This window comes from Stenotrophomonas sp. LC732 (assembly GCF_052446685.1).
Classification (GTDB): Bacteria; Pseudomonadota; Gammaproteobacteria; order Xanthomonadales; family Xanthomonadaceae; genus Stenotrophomonas; species Stenotrophomonas muris.
In genome coordinates this window covers 311,929-327,258 of the sequence record NZ_CP199214.1, presented here as the reverse complement: position 1 = coordinate 327,258, position 15,330 = coordinate 311,929, and the positions used below count along the sequence as shown (strand labels likewise).

The following is a 15,330-nucleotide window of genomic DNA, read 5'->3' as shown; positions in this document are numbered from 1 at the left end:
CTGCGCAACGGGCTCTGACCCGTTCCTGATCGGCCCGGCAGCGCTGCGTCGCCGGGCATGGCCCGGCGCTACGGCCGTCAGGCCAGCTCCGCCATCACCCGCTTCAGGCCATCCTGCCAGCTCGGCAGCACGACGCCGAAATCCTGCTGCAGCTTGCGGTTGTCCAGCACCGACCAGGCCGGGCGCCTGGCCGGGGTCGGATACTCGGAACTGGGAATCGCCTCGACCATCGGCACCTTGGCCAACACACCGCTGGCCAACGCCTCGGCAAATATGGCCTCGGCAAAGCCATGCCAGCTGGTCCGGCCGCTGGCGGTCAGGTGCCAGGTACCCGACAGCTGGCCCGGATGCTGCAGTGCCTGCGCGGTGACATCGGCGATCAGCGCCGCCGGCGTCGGCGTACCGATCTGGTCGGCCACCACCCGCAACGCATCGCGCTCGGCGCCCACGCGCAGCATGGTGCGCAGGAAGTTCGCGCCGTGCGAGGCATACACCCACGCCGTGCGGAAAATCAGATGGCGGCCACCGGCCGCACGCACCGCGTCCTCGCCATCGCGCTTGCTGGTGCCATACACGCCCAGCGGTGCGGTCGGCTCGTCCTCGCGGTAGGGCGCGCTGCCCTGGCCGTCGAACACGTAGTCGGTGGAGTAATGCACGAACGGCACGCCATGCGCCGCACACCAGCGCGCGATCACGCCTGGTGCCTGCGCGTTGGCGGCGAAGGCCGCATCGACGTCCTGTTCGGCGCGATCAACAGCGGTGTAAGCCGCCGCATTGACCACTACCAATGGCTGCACGCGGTCCAGCAATGCCGGCAGGCTGTCGGGCTGGCCGAAATCGGCCGTTTCACAGGTACTTCCGTCGGGCAGTTGGCCGCTGCGCGTGGTTGCAATCACCTTCCCCAGCGGCGCCAGCGCGCGCAGCAACTCCTGGCCCACCTGCCCGTTGCCACCGAACACCAGCACGGTCATGGCACGTAGACCGGCAGGCGGTCTTCAGCAATGTCCTTCAGGAAGGGTGCGTTCTCGTCCTTGGCCGACAAGGTCGGTGCACTGACCGGCCAGTCCACGGCGATGCCTGCATCGTTCCAGCGCACGCCGGCATCGAAGTCCTTGAGGTACACCTCAGTGCACAGGTAGCTGAACACCGCACGCTCGGACAACACGGCAAAGCCATGGGCAAAGCCCTCCGGGATCCAGAACTGCTTCTTGTTCTCCGCGCTCAACACCACCGCTTCCCACTGGCCGAAGGTCGGCGAACCGCGGCGGATATCCACTGCCACGTCATAGACCTCGCCTTCCAGCACGCTGACCAGCTTGCCCTGCGGCCGCGGCCATTGGTAATGCAGGCCGCGCAGCACGCCCTGCGCAGAGGTCGACACGTTGCTCTGCACGAAACGGTCCGGCAGGCCCAGCGCGGCGAAGCGCTCGGCGTTCCAGGTTTCGAAGAAATAACCGCGGGCATCGCCGAACACCGCCGGCTCGATCACCACGCAGCCGGGCAACTTGGTTTCAATCACTTTCACGGAACGACTCCACGCAGGGCGAGCTTGTGCAGGTACTGGCCGTAGCCATTCTTGATCAGCGGCGCAGCCAGTGTTTCCAGCTGCTCGGCGTTGATCCAGCCCTTGCCGAACGCGATTTCTTCCGGGCAGCACACCTGCAGGCCCTGACGGGTCTGGATGGTCTCGATGAAGTTGGACGCCTCAAGCAGCGACTGATGGGTGCCGGTATCGAGCCAGGCGTAACCACGGCCGAGCGCTTCAAGATGCAGATGGCCCTCGCGCAGGTAGCGCTGGTTCAGATCGGTGATCTCCAGCTCGCCACGCGGCGACGGCTTGAGCTCGGCCGCATAGTCGCTGGCATTGCCGTCGTAGAAGTACAGGCCGGTGACCGCGTAGTTCGATCGCGGATTCTCCGGCTTCTCGACCAGATCGATGACCTTGCCGTCCTTGTCGAACTCGGCCACGCCGTAGCGTTCCGGGTCGTTGACCCAGTAGCCGAATACGGTCGCGCCCTGCTCGCGCTGGTCGGCGTTGCGCAGCACTTCTCGCAGACCGTGGCCGTGGAAGATGTTGTCGCCCAGCACCAGGCAGCTCGGCTTGCCAGCCACGAAGTCGCGGCCGATCAGGTAGGCCTGGGCCAGGCCATCCGGACTCGGCTGCACCGCGTACTGGATGTCCATTCCCCACTGCGAACCGTCGCCCAGCAGCTGCTGGAACAGCGCCTGCTCGTGCGGGGTGTTGATGATCAGCACTTCGCGGATGCCCGCCAGCATCAGCACGCTGAGCGGGTAGTAGATCATCGGCTTGTCGTACACCGGCAGCAGCTGCTTGCTGACGCCCTTGGTGATCGGGTACAGGCGGGTGCCGGAGCCCCCGGCCAGGATGATGCCTTTGCGCTGGGTCATGAAATCTCCTGGATTCAGGCTGCGGTGCCGATGCGCTGCAGACGGTAGCTGCCGTCCAGCACGCCGTTGACCCATTCCTGGTTGTCCAGGTACCAGTCAACGGTGAAGGTGATGCCCTGTTCGAAGGTGTAGGCCGGTTCCCAGCCCAGCTCGTTCTTCAGCTTCGAGGCATCGATCGCATAGCGGCGATCATGACCGGGGCGGTCGGTGACGTAGGTAATCTGGCTGCTGCGCGGCTGGCCGTCTTCGCGCGGACGGCGCTGGTCCAGCAGTGCGCAGATCGCCTGCACCACTTCGATGTTCTGCTTTTCCGAATTGCCGCCGACGTTATAGGTCTCGCCCACCTGGCCCTTGGCCAAAACGGTGCGGATCGCTTCGCAGTGGTCGGACACGAACAGCCAGTCGCGCACCTGCTTGCCATCGCCGTACACCGGCAGCGGTTCGCCAGCCAGCGCCTTGGCAATCACCAGCGGGATCAGCTTCTCTGGGAAGTGGTACGGACCGTAGTTGTTGGAGCAGTTGGTGGTCAGCACCGGCAGCCCGTAGGTGTGGTGGAAGGCGCGGACCAAGTGGTCCGAAGCGGCCTTCGACGCCGAATAGGGGGAATTCGGAGCATACGGCGTGGTTTCGCTGAACTTGCCGGTCTCACCCAGGGTGCCGTACACCTCGTCAGTGGACACGTGCAGGAAGCGGAAGGCGGCGCCCTGCTCGGCCGGCAGCGCCTTCCAGTAGTCGCGCACCGCTTCCAGCAGCCCCAGGGTGCCCACTACGTTGGTCTGAATGAACGCACCCGGGCCATCGATGGAACGGTCGACGTGGCTCTCGGCGGCGAAGTTCAGCACCGCATCGGGCTGGTGCTCGGCCAACAAACGGGTCACCAGAGCACCGTCGCCGATGTCACCCTGCACGAACACGTGGTTCGGGTTGCCGTCCAGGCTGGACAGGGTCTTCAGGTTGCCGGCGTAGGTCAGGGCGTCGAGGTTGATGACCTTGATGCCACGGGCAACTGCCTCGAGGACGAAGTTTCCGCCGATAAAGCCGGCACCGCCGGTGACAAGCCATGTGGGCACTACCTGATCTCCTGTTCAATGATGACGTCCACAGGCACCCACGGTGCCCGACATAGCGGGACAGGATACATCGGGGAAACCTTCACGACTGCCTGCATGACGTGAACATGACATCAGAAAGCTGCCTTCACGCCAAAGCCATGCGGCGGCGCAGCATCACTACAGGACCATACGCATTCGCATGGTCCCCTCAAGCCAGCTAGAATCGGGGTCCCACCCCCGAACCGGTTGCTGTGCGAGGACCGGACGTTCTCTCCGTTATTGAAGGACCCCGTACCAGATGAAAATCCTCGTCGCGTACAAGCGCGTGGTGGACTACAACGTCCGCATTCAGGTCAAGCCGGACGGTTCCGGCGTGGTCACCGACGGCGTCAAGCTGTCCCCCAACCCCTTCGATGAAATCGCCCTGGAAGAGGCCCTGCGCCTGCGCGACAAGGGCATCGCCAGCGAAGTCGTGGTCGCCACCATCGCCCCGGCCGATGCCCAGGCGCACCTGCGCAACGGCCTGGCCATGGGCGCCAACCGCGCCGTCCATGTGGTCACCGACCAGGCCATCCAGCCGCTGACCGCCGCGCGCACCCTGCTCAAGCTGATCGAGAAGGAACAGCCGGACCTGGTGATCCTGGGCAAGCAGGCGATCGACGACGACGCCAACCAGACCGGCCAGATGCTGGCCACGCTGTGGGGGCGCCCGCAGGCGACCTTCGCCAGCAAGCTGGACATTGCCGACGGCAAGGCCACGGTGACCCGCGAAGTCGACGCCGGCCTGGAAACGCTGGAAGTCGATCTGCCGGCCGTGGTCACCACCGACCTGCGCCTGAACGAGCCGCGCTTCATCAAGCTGCCGGACATCATGAAGGCCAAGGCCAAGCCGCTGGAGACCCTGCAGCTGGCCGACCTCGGCGTTGAAGCCGCCGACACCTTCAAGACCACCCAGTACGCCGCGCCGTCCAAGCGCAGCAAGGGTGTGATGGTCAAGGACGCGGCCGAACTGGTTGCCGCACTCAAGCAGAAGGGGTTGCTGTAATGAGCAGGATTCTCGTCATCGCCGAGCACCACGACGGCAAGCTCAACGCCGCCACCGCCAAGACCGTCAGCGCTGCTGCCGCCATCAGCGGCGCCAGCATCGACGTGCTGGTGCTGGCCGCCGATCCGGCTGCCGTGGCTGCCGAGGCCGCGAAGATCGCTGGCGTCGCCAAGGTCCTGACCGTGGCCAACGCTGCCAACGCGCAGGCCATCGCCCAGGTGCTGGCACCGCAGATCGCGCAGCTGGCCAAGGGTTACACCCACGTGTTCGGCCCGTCGACCACCTTCGGCAAGGACCTGATGCCGTGCGTGGCCGCCCTGCTGGGCGTCAACCAGGTTTCCGACCTGATGAGCGTTGAAGGCAGCCACACCTTCAAGCGCCCGATCTACGCCGGCAACGCGATCATCACCGTGGAAGCCCCGGCCGACCAGATCGTGGTCGCCACCGTGCGTGCCGCCTCGTGGCCGGAAGCCGCCCAGGGCGGCAGCGCGACCATCGAGGCGGCCAGCGTCGATGCTGCCCTGCCGACCCACACCCGCTTCGTCGGCCTCGCCGCTGGTGCCAGCGACCGCCCGGACCTGCAGAGCGCCAAGCGCGTGGTCTCCGGTGGCCGTGGTGTCGGTTCGGAAGAGAACTTCAAGGTCATCTTCCAGCTGGCCGACAAGCTCGGTGCCGCCGTCGGTGCCTCGCGCGCTGCGGTTGATGCCGGCTACGTGCCCAGCGACCTGCAGGTCGGCCAGACCGGCAAGATCATCGCCCCGGAACTTTACGTGGCCGTCGGCATCAGTGGCGCCATCCAGCACCTGACCGGCATCAAGGATGCCGGCACGATCGTGGCGATCAACAAGGATCCGGATTCGCCAATCTTCGAGATCGCCGATATCGGTCTGGTGGGCGATCTGTTTGGGATCCTGCCGGAGCTGGAAAAGGCGCTCTGACGACTCAGCGCAGAGGCCTTTCGCCATCCAAGGGCCGGCTGAAGTTCAGCCGGCCCTTTTCTCCTTCACGGGTTCACTTCTTACTATGAACAATCAGATGCAAGACCGCATCCACGGGCCGGACGTCCTCCGCGGATTGGCGGCGCTCGGCGTGGTCATGTTTCATGTCCTCTATCTTTCGGGCATCCCGATCAATGAGACGGCTGCGGCCATTACCGGAAGGATGGACTTCTTCGTCCGCGTGTTCTTCGTGCTGAGCGCGTTTGCTATCGGTCATGCCTACTATTCACGCATGAGCAGTACCGAAGCGATCAAGGTCTTCTACCAGAAAAGATTCTTCCGAATCGCTCCGCTGTTTTACTTCATGATCCTCACAGGCGTGGCTTTTCGGCTGGCCATGGATCAACCGATGCCACCTCTGCTCGACTTCATGCTGTCAGGAAGCTTCCTGTTTACGCTTGTACCAGGCAAGCAGAGCGGCCTCGTCGGCGGCGGTTGGTCCATCGGTATCGAATGGCTTTTCTACTTCATGTTCCCGCTGCTGCTTTCGACCATCAGGACAGTCAAGTCGGCAGCACTCGCGTGGGTAGTGCTATGCCCGATTGCAGTACTTTCAAAGCGCTACCTGCAGGACAGCTTTGATGGCCAACTGAACGAGTTCGCATCACTCAACGTACTGGTCCACAGCCAATATTTCGTTCTCGGCCTCCTTATCCTACATCTCAGCCGTGCCGGCATGCCGACAGCACGCAATGCAATGCAGCGCCAAGCCGTAGGTGTTGCTTTCCTGGCGCTGCTGGCATGCACCATCTATTCCTTGCACGCACCGTTCGGCCTGCCAGAAGAAGTTCTGCTTTCGATTGCAGCGCCCTTGATGGTCGGCATGTCGATAGTGAATCGCCCAGGGTTTTCTAGACAGTCGTCAGCCGTTTAGTGCGTACTGCTTCTCGAACTCTACCGGGGACAGCCCGTCGTTGGAACTGTGCCGCCGTTTTGGGTTGTAGAACATCTCGATGTACTGGAAGACGTCGGCCCGTGCCTCGTCGTGATTGCTGTAGATCCTCCGCTTAATACGCTCCCGCTTCAGTAGCTGGAAGAAGCTCTCCATCGCTGCGTTGTCATGGCAGTTTCCTCGTCGACTCATGCTGCACACGATGTCGTGCTCGCGCAGGAAGCTCTGCCAGTCTTCGCTGGTGAACTGGGTTCCCTGGTCGGAGTGAAGCAGAAGCCCGGGGCTTGGCTTGCGCCGCCACACTGCAGCCAATAGCGCCTGCAAAACCAGGTCCGTATGTTGAGTTGGTCGGGTTGCCCATCCAACGACCTGACGCGAAAACAGATCAAGCACTACCGCCAAGTACAGGAAGCCGTCGTACGTGCGGATGTAGGTGATGTCCGTGACCCACGCGCGATTTGGCTCACTGACTTTGAAGCCGCGAGCCAGAACGTTCTTGGCGACTGATCCAACAGGGCCGCTCAATGGGCGTGGTCGCCGACCGTAGCCGACCATTGCCCGCAGCCCCTCGCTCTTCATCAAGCGTGCCACGCGATGACGACTACACGTCTCGCCAAGCTCGCGCAGATCTGTGGTCACTTTGCGGTGGCCATACACAGAGCCGCTTTCCAGCCAGCTGTGCTTGATTAGGCCGAGCAACCGCTGATCGTCCTTGTCGCGAGCGCTTGCCGGCTCTTTTAGCCAGGCGTAGTAGCCACTGCGATGGACGCCAAGCATCCGACACATCGCCGCGAGGCCGAACTCATCTGCGTGTTGCTTCATGAAGGCGTACTTTGCTCTTACCCCTTTGCAAAGTACGCGGCGGCTTTTTTTAGGATGTCTCGCTCTTCAGTGACCCTGCGTAGCTCAGCCTTGAGGCGGCGCACTTCCGCGTTCTGGTCCTGCTCGACACGCCGGCCAACATCGCCTTTGCCTTGTTGCCGCTTCCAGCCGTAAAGACTATGGATCGACACGCCCAGTCGCTCGGCAACCTCCGCTACCGGACGGCCGTACTCAACGATCTGTCGGACCGCCTCGATCTTGAACTCATCGGTGTACCGCTTCGTGCTCATAACCACCTCCGCCTAAGCCATAGTTTATGGCTGCGAGGTGTCTACGGAACCCTGGGCGATTCACAGCTTTCACATATTACTTCGTGGAAGTACCTGGCCAACGTCTGTACGACAAGCTGCGCGGGGGCAGGCTCACGCGAACCTCATAAAACAAGTGAATCCGCTGTGCAGGAAGTGGCCCGCGGAGCGTGCAGGATCAGACTTCAATTGCCCCTCTGCAGACTGAATGGTTGGGCACATACGTAAGAGCCTCGCTTCAGCGTGAGGGCGTATGTGCCCGGCGACAGCTTTGATCCATCTAGGAGAGCTTCGAATCCTGCCGCGGACAACGCAGGCTCTCCGAGAGAACGCGCAACATCCTCACGGTGATGAACATCTGCTCCGGCGACGTTAATTTCCGTGGTTCCGGGACCCGCAGAAAACACCAGCGAAGTCTCGCCGACCAGCTCGCCACGATCATCGATCTGGCCCGCGACCCAACCACTCAATGCAATCTGACCGTTTGACGCCTGGACCGGTAACGAGGCGACGGGCTGCCCATTGACGGTCTCAAGATTGCAGCCCTGCGCGACATGCGGCTTTTGGATGACGGCGGAGGGGCTTGCCCGCTCGCCGTGGACCATCCCGGCCGGAACTGTCACCTCGGGCACCTGTTCTGAGCACCCGGCTATTCCGACCAGGCTCACCAACAGTCCCGCTACCCACATACGGTACGCGCCAGCCTCCATCCGTTCAGTCCTTCTTCTCATGCTGCACTGTGCTGCGGACGATGTAGCGGGGACGACGCTTCACCTCGGAATAGATACGCCCGATGTACTCACCGAGGACGCCAATTCCAATCAACTGGACGGCACCGAGAAAGAGAATGGCTGCAATCAAAGAGGAGTAACCCTGCACTGCGTTCCCATGCAGCAGCTTGTCGATCACAATCCAGACCCCGTAGGCAATCGAGAAAAATCCAATCGTGCTGCCGACGTACGTCCACACGCGCAACGGCGCGCTACTGAACGAGGTGATTCCCTCAAGCGCAAAATTCCACAGCTTCCAACCATTGAACTTCGAGACACCGGCAGAGCGCTCGGGTCGTGAGTAGTCGACAAAGTCGGTTGAAAAGCCAACCCAACTCAACAAGCCCTTCATGAACAGCCGGTTCTCGGGCAGTTGCTTGATCGCTTCAACGACAGGCCTGGACATCAGGCGGAAGTCACCAACGTTTGCCTCTACAGGACTTTCTGAAATCGCATTGATCAATTTGTAGAACCAGTTGGCACTGTTTCGCTTGAGGAAGCCATCGCTACCGCGATCAACGCGCCGTGCGAGTACAACATCGGCACCTGCCTTGAACTTTTCGACCATGGCGGGAAGCAACTCCAGTGGATCCTGGAGATCGACATCCATCGGGATGACGACATCGCCACGCGCTGCGTGTATGCCAGCCAGCAATGCTGGTTCTTTACCGAAATTACGCGAGAAATTGATCAGCGTGACTTTGGGATCCGCCGCCGCCAGCGCAGTGATGACCGACTCGGTTCCATCGGAGCTGCCGTCATTTACAAAAACAAGCTCGAGATCATGCCCCTCAAGTCCAGGCAGCATCTGTACCGCCCGGTAAAAGATGGGGATGGCCTCTTGTTCATTGAAGACCGGTATGACAAGACTGATTTTCAAGGGACCTCCCGGAAAACAATGAACTTTGCAATAAGGTAACCAATCACCAAGCTTACGGCAGAAAACCCGACCATTGTAACGATCGGATGCAGTGAGAGCGCATCTGCGACGGCACCCAGAACGAAGCTGAGCGTCCCCATTGTCAGAACCATCACCACATACCGCTTGATGCTGGTCCGGGTCTTGAATGTCCACTGAGCATTCAGGAAGAAAGACAATGTGACCGCCACCAGGAACGCACAGAGGTTGGAGATGGACTGTGGGTTACCCAGCCATACCAGAAGCACAAATATCATCCAGTGCACGGCAGTATTCAGGCCACCAGTGACCGCATATCGCAGGAATGGCATCCATCGGCGACTGCTCATTGCGGCAGCACCTTGCAACCGTAGTAGGCGCTTACGTAAGCAGGATTTGCGACGAACCAGGCTTCGCGACTGTTCAGATACTTATAAGAATATGCTTTAGTAGCATGCCCGACATCAATGCCTTGCTGGCAGCGCTCGGTCCTAGACATGATTCGTATGTAGGAATCTCTCTCTTCCAGGCTGCGCGCAAACTCAACATATGAGAGATTCGCCTGCAGCGGAAGGTAAAGACTGGCAACGGCTACAATCGCTGCACCCGAGCGGAACCAACTGATCGACACCAGTCGAATGACAGCGGCGACAACGAGCATGTACCAGATTGCCCACGGAACAATAAAGGCACGAGGCTCCGTGTAGGGCGCGGCAATGACACTGAGCACAGTGAGAGAGGACACCGTCCACGCCAGCACCACCTGCTGCCGCCATCCGTGCACGCGCCACAGGTAAACGCTAGCCGCCGTCCCTGCCAACACGAGCAGCCAGCCTGTACTCACCAACGTGCCAAAAACACTATGGGACCGCTCAAGCACGTGACCAACACCGAGGTTGGCTGGATACATGGCTGCGTATGCGGCACGACGGATTGCTGTGGAGGGCGCCAGCATCAACACTCCCCACGCAGCGGCGAGTGCGATGATGGGAACAATTGCGCGTATTCGCCAGCGAGCCCTTCCGCTCAGCAGAAGTACCAGCCCCATTCCCGCACCCAGCGCAGGCGGTACGTTCTCGAACGAAAGGCCAACAAGGCACGCCAGTACGACCGCAACAAGACAGCGGAGGTTCGATTCACCAAGCTTCTGCGTCGCCTCGGCGGTAAAGTAAAAGGACATCAACAGAAGGGTGAGAATCATTGGCTGGAAGTAGGCCGCTTGGGCCGTCGTCCAGAAAAAAACTTCGTAACCCGGCCAGAACAACCAGAGCATCGCCAGCGCGTAGATTGAGCCATGCAGGAACGAATCGCGATCCGTTTGCCTGCGCCCATACACGGCAACCACCGCACAGAAGAACAGCAGCGAGGCTGTCGTCGCCAGGACGAAGTAGATCCGAGGTACGCTCAGCCAGAGGATTGCGAGCTGCTCTCCAAGACGTGCGTTCCACTGCGTAATCTGTGCCGACGAACGTTCAATGATCCAGCCGAAACGATCCATCGGCGCAACGCCGGCCATATCCCGCGTCAATGCGAAATCCTCGCCGTTGAGAGGTGAAATCATGGCAGTCGCCACGTACACGAATAGTCCGAGGGCGGCGCAGATAGCCACTATCAGCGGGAAGTGACTTGTTTGGGAGGACGCTGTTCTGCTCATTCCTTTGTGCCGATACTCGAAAAATTCCGCAGACTCGCTCGTCGAGACTGCAGTTGGGAAGGGAATCGCACTTGAAGACGAGCGATACGAGGACTGGAGGCCAGATTCAGTTCACACTGAGTTGTGTTCGATGAAGCCACACGACTGCTTGCTGGGCACATTCACCTGCGTCTCCGTGCGACGCCGTCGCGGAGATTCAAGCGAATCTAGCTGCCCGTCGCGTCCTGCATGCTTCGCCAGGCGAGGATCAACCCCTCCGCCAGCGCGATCTTTGGTGTCCAGCCCAGCAACTGCTTGGCGCGCTGGACGTCGAGAACAATGGATCGCACATCAAACGTGCGACCAGGCTTGTACTGCACAGGCAATGCCCTGCCCGAAGCTACCCGAATTGCCGCGCAGAGCTCATTCAGACTGATGCCATTACCAGACGCCGCGTTGAATACTCCTGTCCTTCCGGACTCCGTTGCCAACAGCGCAAGATCGATGAGGTCGTCGATGAACACGTAGTCTCGGACGGTTTCCCCGTCACCCCATATCTCGACAGGCAATCCTGCCAGCGCGCGTCCCAGGAATACAGCCACTGCGCCCTGGATCCCTCGCGTGGACTGCCCTGGCCCGTAGGGATTTGAGGGACGGATGATCACCGGATCCAGCCAACCCTGACGTTGGAACATCGTCAGATAGTGCTCGATGGCGACCTTTACGATGCCGTAGGAGGAAATCGGTCGCAGCGCGTGCGTTTCGGGAACGGGAAGGGTGTCGGGGTTGCCATACACCGTTCCTCCAGAGGAAAAGTAGCAGAGCCTACGCACGCCCCGTACGCGCATTGCCTCCAGCAAACGGTGGGTACCGATTAGATTGCCTTCGATATCAGCGATCGGATCAGCATCAGCAGTGCTCGGCACAGTGCAGCTGGCGAGGTGGTACACGGAATCGACATCCTGCAGCGCCTGCTCCAGTACATCAGCGTCGTGGAAATCGCCCTGAAAGTAGCGCACACCAGCCCAGTCCATGTCCGTGCGGGCAGGGAAGCGATCCAGCACCGCCGTCTCTTCACCACGCGTACGCAGCGCGGCGACGAGTCGTGAACCGATGAAACCATTGCCACCGATGACCAACGCGCTCATGCAATCACTCCGTCCCAGCTGAATGGTTCCGCAACCCGAAGTGGGTGCGCAGCTTGTCTTCGTATGCCGCGGCCGCGCTCCGCGTGGCTGCGCTCAACGGGAAAAGCCGCTGGGCGTGGGCATGCAGGCTGCGGATTTCATCCAGGTGACCCTGCGCTTTGGAGCCGATGGTCACGCTGTTGCCATGGCGGCGGTGCTGGTTGAGCGATTCCGCATTGAAGCTGAGGCCGCCATCGCGCAGCAATAGCAGGTAGACCAGCCAGTCGCCCGCGATCCGATACTGAGTGATCTCTTCGATGTGCTCCTGCATCACGCGCAGCAGCGCCTCGCGACGGAACAGCACGGCGCTGACGTTGGGCAGGGTGTTCTTAACAGCCAGACCGGCTTCAACTTCTTCGGAACCCATCGCCGAATAGCTGCTGCGCCAGCGATCACGCGAGAGATCATTGGTGTATTCCAGATAGTCGCCAGCCATCACCTCGCCGAACTCGTCGATCTGTTCCGACTGCGAGAACGCCATCACCGAGCGGGGGTTGGACTCGAGCAGGTCCACCAGCGAGCGCAGGAATGCTGGCTTGGAAAGATCGTCGGCCTCGGCGATCCAGACGTACTCGCCGCGCGCCAGGCTCACGCCCTTCATCCACTGGCGGAAGACCGACCCGCTGTTGTCCGACGACGCCTCAAGGCGCGGCTCCGGATCAAATGTTGGCCAGAGGCGTTCGAGTTCTGCCAGGCTCCCATCCGATGAGGCGTCATCCAGGATGATGACCTCATACAGGGGGAAGTCCTGCCCGTACACCGACGCCAGACGCTCTTCCAGGTAGTGGGCGTAGTTGTAGTTCGGCACTACCACCGAGACACGCGGAATGCGATGCCCGGCCAGATCCAGCAAGTCCAGCAGGTAGCTGCGGAAGGAGAAGTCGGCATTGACAAGGCGTCGTCCGGCTTCGCCTGCCGTTGCTCGCACCGAATCCTCATCGAGCAGACGCGCCAAGGCGCCGCCATAGGCGACGGCGTCCAGTGCCGGCACGACCACGCCCGCCTGGTGCTGGGCCACGAGGTCCGCACCGCCCCCCGTGCCTGCGAATGCGACGACCGGCAGCTCGACAGACAAGGCCTCCAGCACGACGGATGGGAAAGGATCTTCCCGCGACGCGAGCGCGTAGATGTCAGCGCCTGCGTAGTAGTCATCGGTGTCAAAGTCGAGACCGGCGAAGTGAAACCGCTCCAGCATGCCATGGCGGCGGAGCACCTTTTCCGCGGCCTCACACGCAGCCTCTTCACGGTGACCGACCCAAACGACGTGGACATCAGGTCGCTGGGCGAATGCGCTGGTGAACGCCTCGGCCAGCAGGTCGACACCCTTACGCGCATCGGCGTAGCCCACCGACAACACGATCCTGTCCGTGGATTTGAGACCCAAGCGCTGCCGCAGCGCTGCGCGCGCAGCGTCTCGATTGCGCTTCCCGCGATGGCGGTTGGCTGCAAACAGCCCCTGCGGCAGCTTGGTTACCTTGGCCTGCCCTGCCGGGTCGAGGAAGGGCTGCAAACCTTCGCGTACTGCGTCCGAGGCGACGACGATGCGCTTGGCCACACGGGAAATGTCCGCCAGTGCAGGCTGCAGGCCGTAGCTCTGGATGACACCCGGCAGCTCGTGGATCATCGACACCACGGTAAGACCTGCATCACCCAACGCCTGCACGATGCGGCCGCTGACCGCCGTATTGGCAAGCACCGAGCGCACGCCCAGCTGGCGTAGTTCATTGGCCAGCACCGCTGGATCCCGGTCGCCCAGCAGGTGGACCGTGGAGCACTCGGCGAACTGGCTGTGCAGGCGGCCGTCTTCGAGCAGCACGACATGCACGTCCAGTCCCAGGCCGGCCGTCATCTTGCGTGCCATGTTGAGCGCGAGGTACTGCGCGCCATGCGGGTGCGCATCATGGGAAATCAGTGCGACACGCGGCTTCGCCGTGCCGGCGGTGACATTGCGCGTCGCCTGCAGGAAGGCATAACCGTAGTAACGGTCCGGTTCCAGATGGGCGCCTTCGGCCCACTCGTTCCAGGCGTTGATGAAGACCACGCTCTCGCCACGCACAGGTTTGGCCAGTGCGAACTCGCCCGCCGATTCCAGCCAGCGCTGGTACTCGCTCGGCGAGGAATGGGCGAACGTGTAGCCGCGCCCCGGCTTTCGCGCTTCATTGTCCCAGCGTGGCGTAACCCCCTTGAACAGCGGATAGTCTTCTTCCGGCCAGTTCCTGGAACGTTCGGCCATCTCGCGGTAGTCGACCACGTAGCCTTCATAACGCGGGTTGGCGATGTCCAGCGTGTGGTTGATGCTGGACAGGCCACGCGCCACCTTGTGCGGCGGGAACTCGAGGGCTGCATCGAAGCCGTACGTGCGCGGATCATCGACGTCGAACTGGACCATGGCGATGAACAGCTCGCCAAGGCCCTGCTCACGCGCATAGCCGCGCCAGACATCCAGCGACTTGCGGGCATCGGGAAGCAGCGATGGCCGGTAGATGATGAGCAACGGCCGACCATCGATGCGGATATACCGCGAATCAGACAGGTACGGCATCGCATCACGAATGAACGCGATGTCGTTGTCAGCCGTGTAGTTCTGACCAATCAGCACATCGTTTTCATGCCCATCCCAGCGCCGGGTCCAATTCTCGTTGGCCCAGCAGATGCAGAACGGCAGGTCAATCTCCGGATGCGCGAGCAGCTGGTCCACCGGCCGCTCCATCAGTCGATGACCGGAGAACCAGTAATGGTGGAAGCAGAAGCCGTGAACGCCGTACAGCTTGGCAAGCTCGGCCTGGCGCTTGAGCACATCGATCAAGCGCAGGTCATAGAAACCCAGTTCACCGGGCAGGTGCGGCTGGCGATGCCCCTGGAACTGTGGCACGGCCTTGCTCACATTGGTCCACTCGGTGAAGCCCCTGCCCCACCATGCGTCGTTTTCGGCGAAGGGGTGAAACTGCGGCAGGTAGAACGCGATCGTCTTGAAGCGGAGGCTGGTCGGTGGCTGTAGCGCAGGCGCCAGCTCCACGTACTCAGACCCGCGCACGCCTGCAGCGACGTCGAAGGCGTCTGCGTAGATACGCGCCACGGAGGACACCTTCACGCCTTCGGCAATGATCGGAGCGGCAGCGGCTGGCGGCTGCTGCGCGCCCGCCGTGACAACAGCAAATTCCTGCCCTGCGCCGAAGGTTTTCCATCGGCGGTAGGCATTTGTATTGGCAAAGGCGAAGCTGAAGTTCCGGAACAGGAAATCCTTCAGTGCAAGCCGCGCATTCCAGCCCGGCACCGCCATGTACATGCGGCGTGCAACTGCCCCCAGTTTTCCCAT

At 61.6% G+C, this 15,330-nt stretch carries 13 protein-coding genes; 3 read left to right on the top strand and 10 right to left on the bottom strand.

The window, feature by feature from the left end:
- Window positions 1-77: 77 nt before the first annotated feature.
- From rfbD to rfbB, 4 genes are read right to left on the bottom strand one after another with little or no spacing between them, the layout of a single operon-like run.
- Window positions 78-971, bottom strand: a complete 894-nt coding sequence (gene rfbD / locus ACT6SE_RS01600; protein ID WP_046428292.1) for a dTDP-4-dehydrorhamnose reductase — start codon at window positions 969-971, stop codon at window positions 78-80.
- Entirely contained in the window at window positions 968-1,525 is a 558-nt protein-coding gene (rfbC, locus tag ACT6SE_RS01595) for a dTDP-4-dehydrorhamnose 3,5-epimerase (RefSeq protein ID WP_014645857.1), read from the bottom strand. The genes rfbD and rfbC overlap by 4 nt, the downstream gene beginning before the upstream one ends.
- Window positions 1,522-2,409 carry a glucose-1-phosphate thymidylyltransferase RfbA gene (rfbA, locus tag ACT6SE_RS01590; protein WP_046428289.1) on the bottom strand — a complete coding sequence of 296 codons (888 nt, stop codon included), beginning with the start codon at window positions 2,407-2,409 and terminating at the stop codon, window positions 1,522-1,524. Before rfbA ends, rfbC begins: the two co-directional genes overlap by 4 nt.
- A gap of 14 nt (window positions 2,410-2,423) precedes the next feature.
- Window positions 2,424-3,479, bottom strand: a complete 1,056-nt coding sequence (gene rfbB / locus ACT6SE_RS01585; protein ID WP_046428286.1) for a dTDP-glucose 4,6-dehydratase — start codon at window positions 3,477-3,479, stop codon at window positions 2,424-2,426.
- 280 nt (window positions 3,480-3,759) lie between these two features.
- Here rfbB and ACT6SE_RS01580 point away from each other — a divergent pair, with 280 nt between their 5' ends.
- The 3 genes from ACT6SE_RS01580 to ACT6SE_RS01570 all read left to right on the top strand — a co-directional run bounded on the left by ACT6SE_RS01580 (window position 3,760) and on the right by ACT6SE_RS01570 (window position 6,378).
- Window positions 3,760-4,506, top strand: a complete 747-nt coding sequence (locus tag ACT6SE_RS01580) for an electron transfer flavoprotein subunit beta/FixA family protein (protein WP_014035896.1) — start codon at window positions 3,760-3,762, stop codon at window positions 4,504-4,506.
- The gene (locus ACT6SE_RS01575; protein ID WP_046428281.1) at window positions 4,506-5,444 is read left to right on the top strand and encodes an electron transfer flavoprotein subunit alpha/FixB family protein; all 939 of its coding nucleotides are present in this window, start codon (window positions 4,506-4,508) and stop codon (window positions 5,442-5,444) included. The genes ACT6SE_RS01580 and ACT6SE_RS01575 overlap by 1 nt, the downstream gene beginning before the upstream one ends.
- A 97-nt stretch (window positions 5,445-5,541) precedes the next feature.
- On the top strand, window positions 5,542-6,378 hold the full coding sequence (locus ACT6SE_RS01570) for an acyltransferase family protein (protein ID WP_444811085.1): 837 nt from the start codon (window positions 5,542-5,544) through the stop codon (window positions 6,376-6,378).
- Here the strand turns inward: ACT6SE_RS01570 and ACT6SE_RS01565 are convergent.
- The 6 genes from ACT6SE_RS01565 to ACT6SE_RS01540 all read right to left on the bottom strand — a co-directional run bounded on the left by ACT6SE_RS01565 (window position 6,367) and on the right by ACT6SE_RS01540 (window position 15,330).
- Window positions 6,367-7,508, bottom strand: a protein-coding gene (locus tag ACT6SE_RS01565) for an IS3-like element ISStma9 family transposase (RefSeq protein WP_087944428.1) whose coding sequence is annotated in 2 segments (ribosomal slippage) — window positions 6,367-7,271 and window positions 7,271-7,508 — 1,143 coding nt in all. Because the reading frame shifts where the segments join, the coding sequence is not laid out codon by codon here. The two genes, ACT6SE_RS01570 and ACT6SE_RS01565, sit on opposite strands and share 12 nt — an antisense overlap.
- Before the next feature lie 732 nt (window positions 7,509-8,240).
- Entirely contained in the window at window positions 8,241-9,176 is a 936-nt protein-coding gene (locus tag ACT6SE_RS01560) for a glycosyltransferase family 2 protein (RefSeq protein ID WP_032957905.1), read from the bottom strand.
- Window positions 9,173-9,544 carry a GtrA family protein gene (locus tag ACT6SE_RS01555; protein WP_049405977.1) on the bottom strand — a complete coding sequence of 124 codons (372 nt, stop codon included), beginning with the start codon at window positions 9,542-9,544 and terminating at the stop codon, window positions 9,173-9,175. Before ACT6SE_RS01555 ends, ACT6SE_RS01560 begins: the two co-directional genes overlap by 4 nt.
- Window positions 9,541-10,848 (bottom strand): DUF6056 family protein, encoded by a 1,308-nt coding sequence (locus tag ACT6SE_RS01550; protein WP_014645849.1) that lies wholly within the window; start codon window positions 10,846-10,848, stop codon window positions 9,541-9,543. The genes ACT6SE_RS01555 and ACT6SE_RS01550 overlap by 4 nt, the downstream gene beginning before the upstream one ends.
- A 206-nt stretch (window positions 10,849-11,054) precedes the next feature.
- Window positions 11,055-11,975 (bottom strand): NAD-dependent epimerase/dehydratase family protein, encoded by a 921-nt coding sequence (locus tag ACT6SE_RS01545; protein ID WP_014645848.1) that lies wholly within the window; start codon window positions 11,973-11,975, stop codon window positions 11,055-11,057.
- A 4-nt stretch (window positions 11,976-11,979) separates the two neighbouring features.
- Window positions 11,980-15,330, bottom strand: a complete 3,351-nt coding sequence (locus ACT6SE_RS01540) for a glycoside hydrolase family 99-like domain-containing protein (RefSeq protein ID WP_230548540.1) — start codon at window positions 15,328-15,330, stop codon at window positions 11,980-11,982.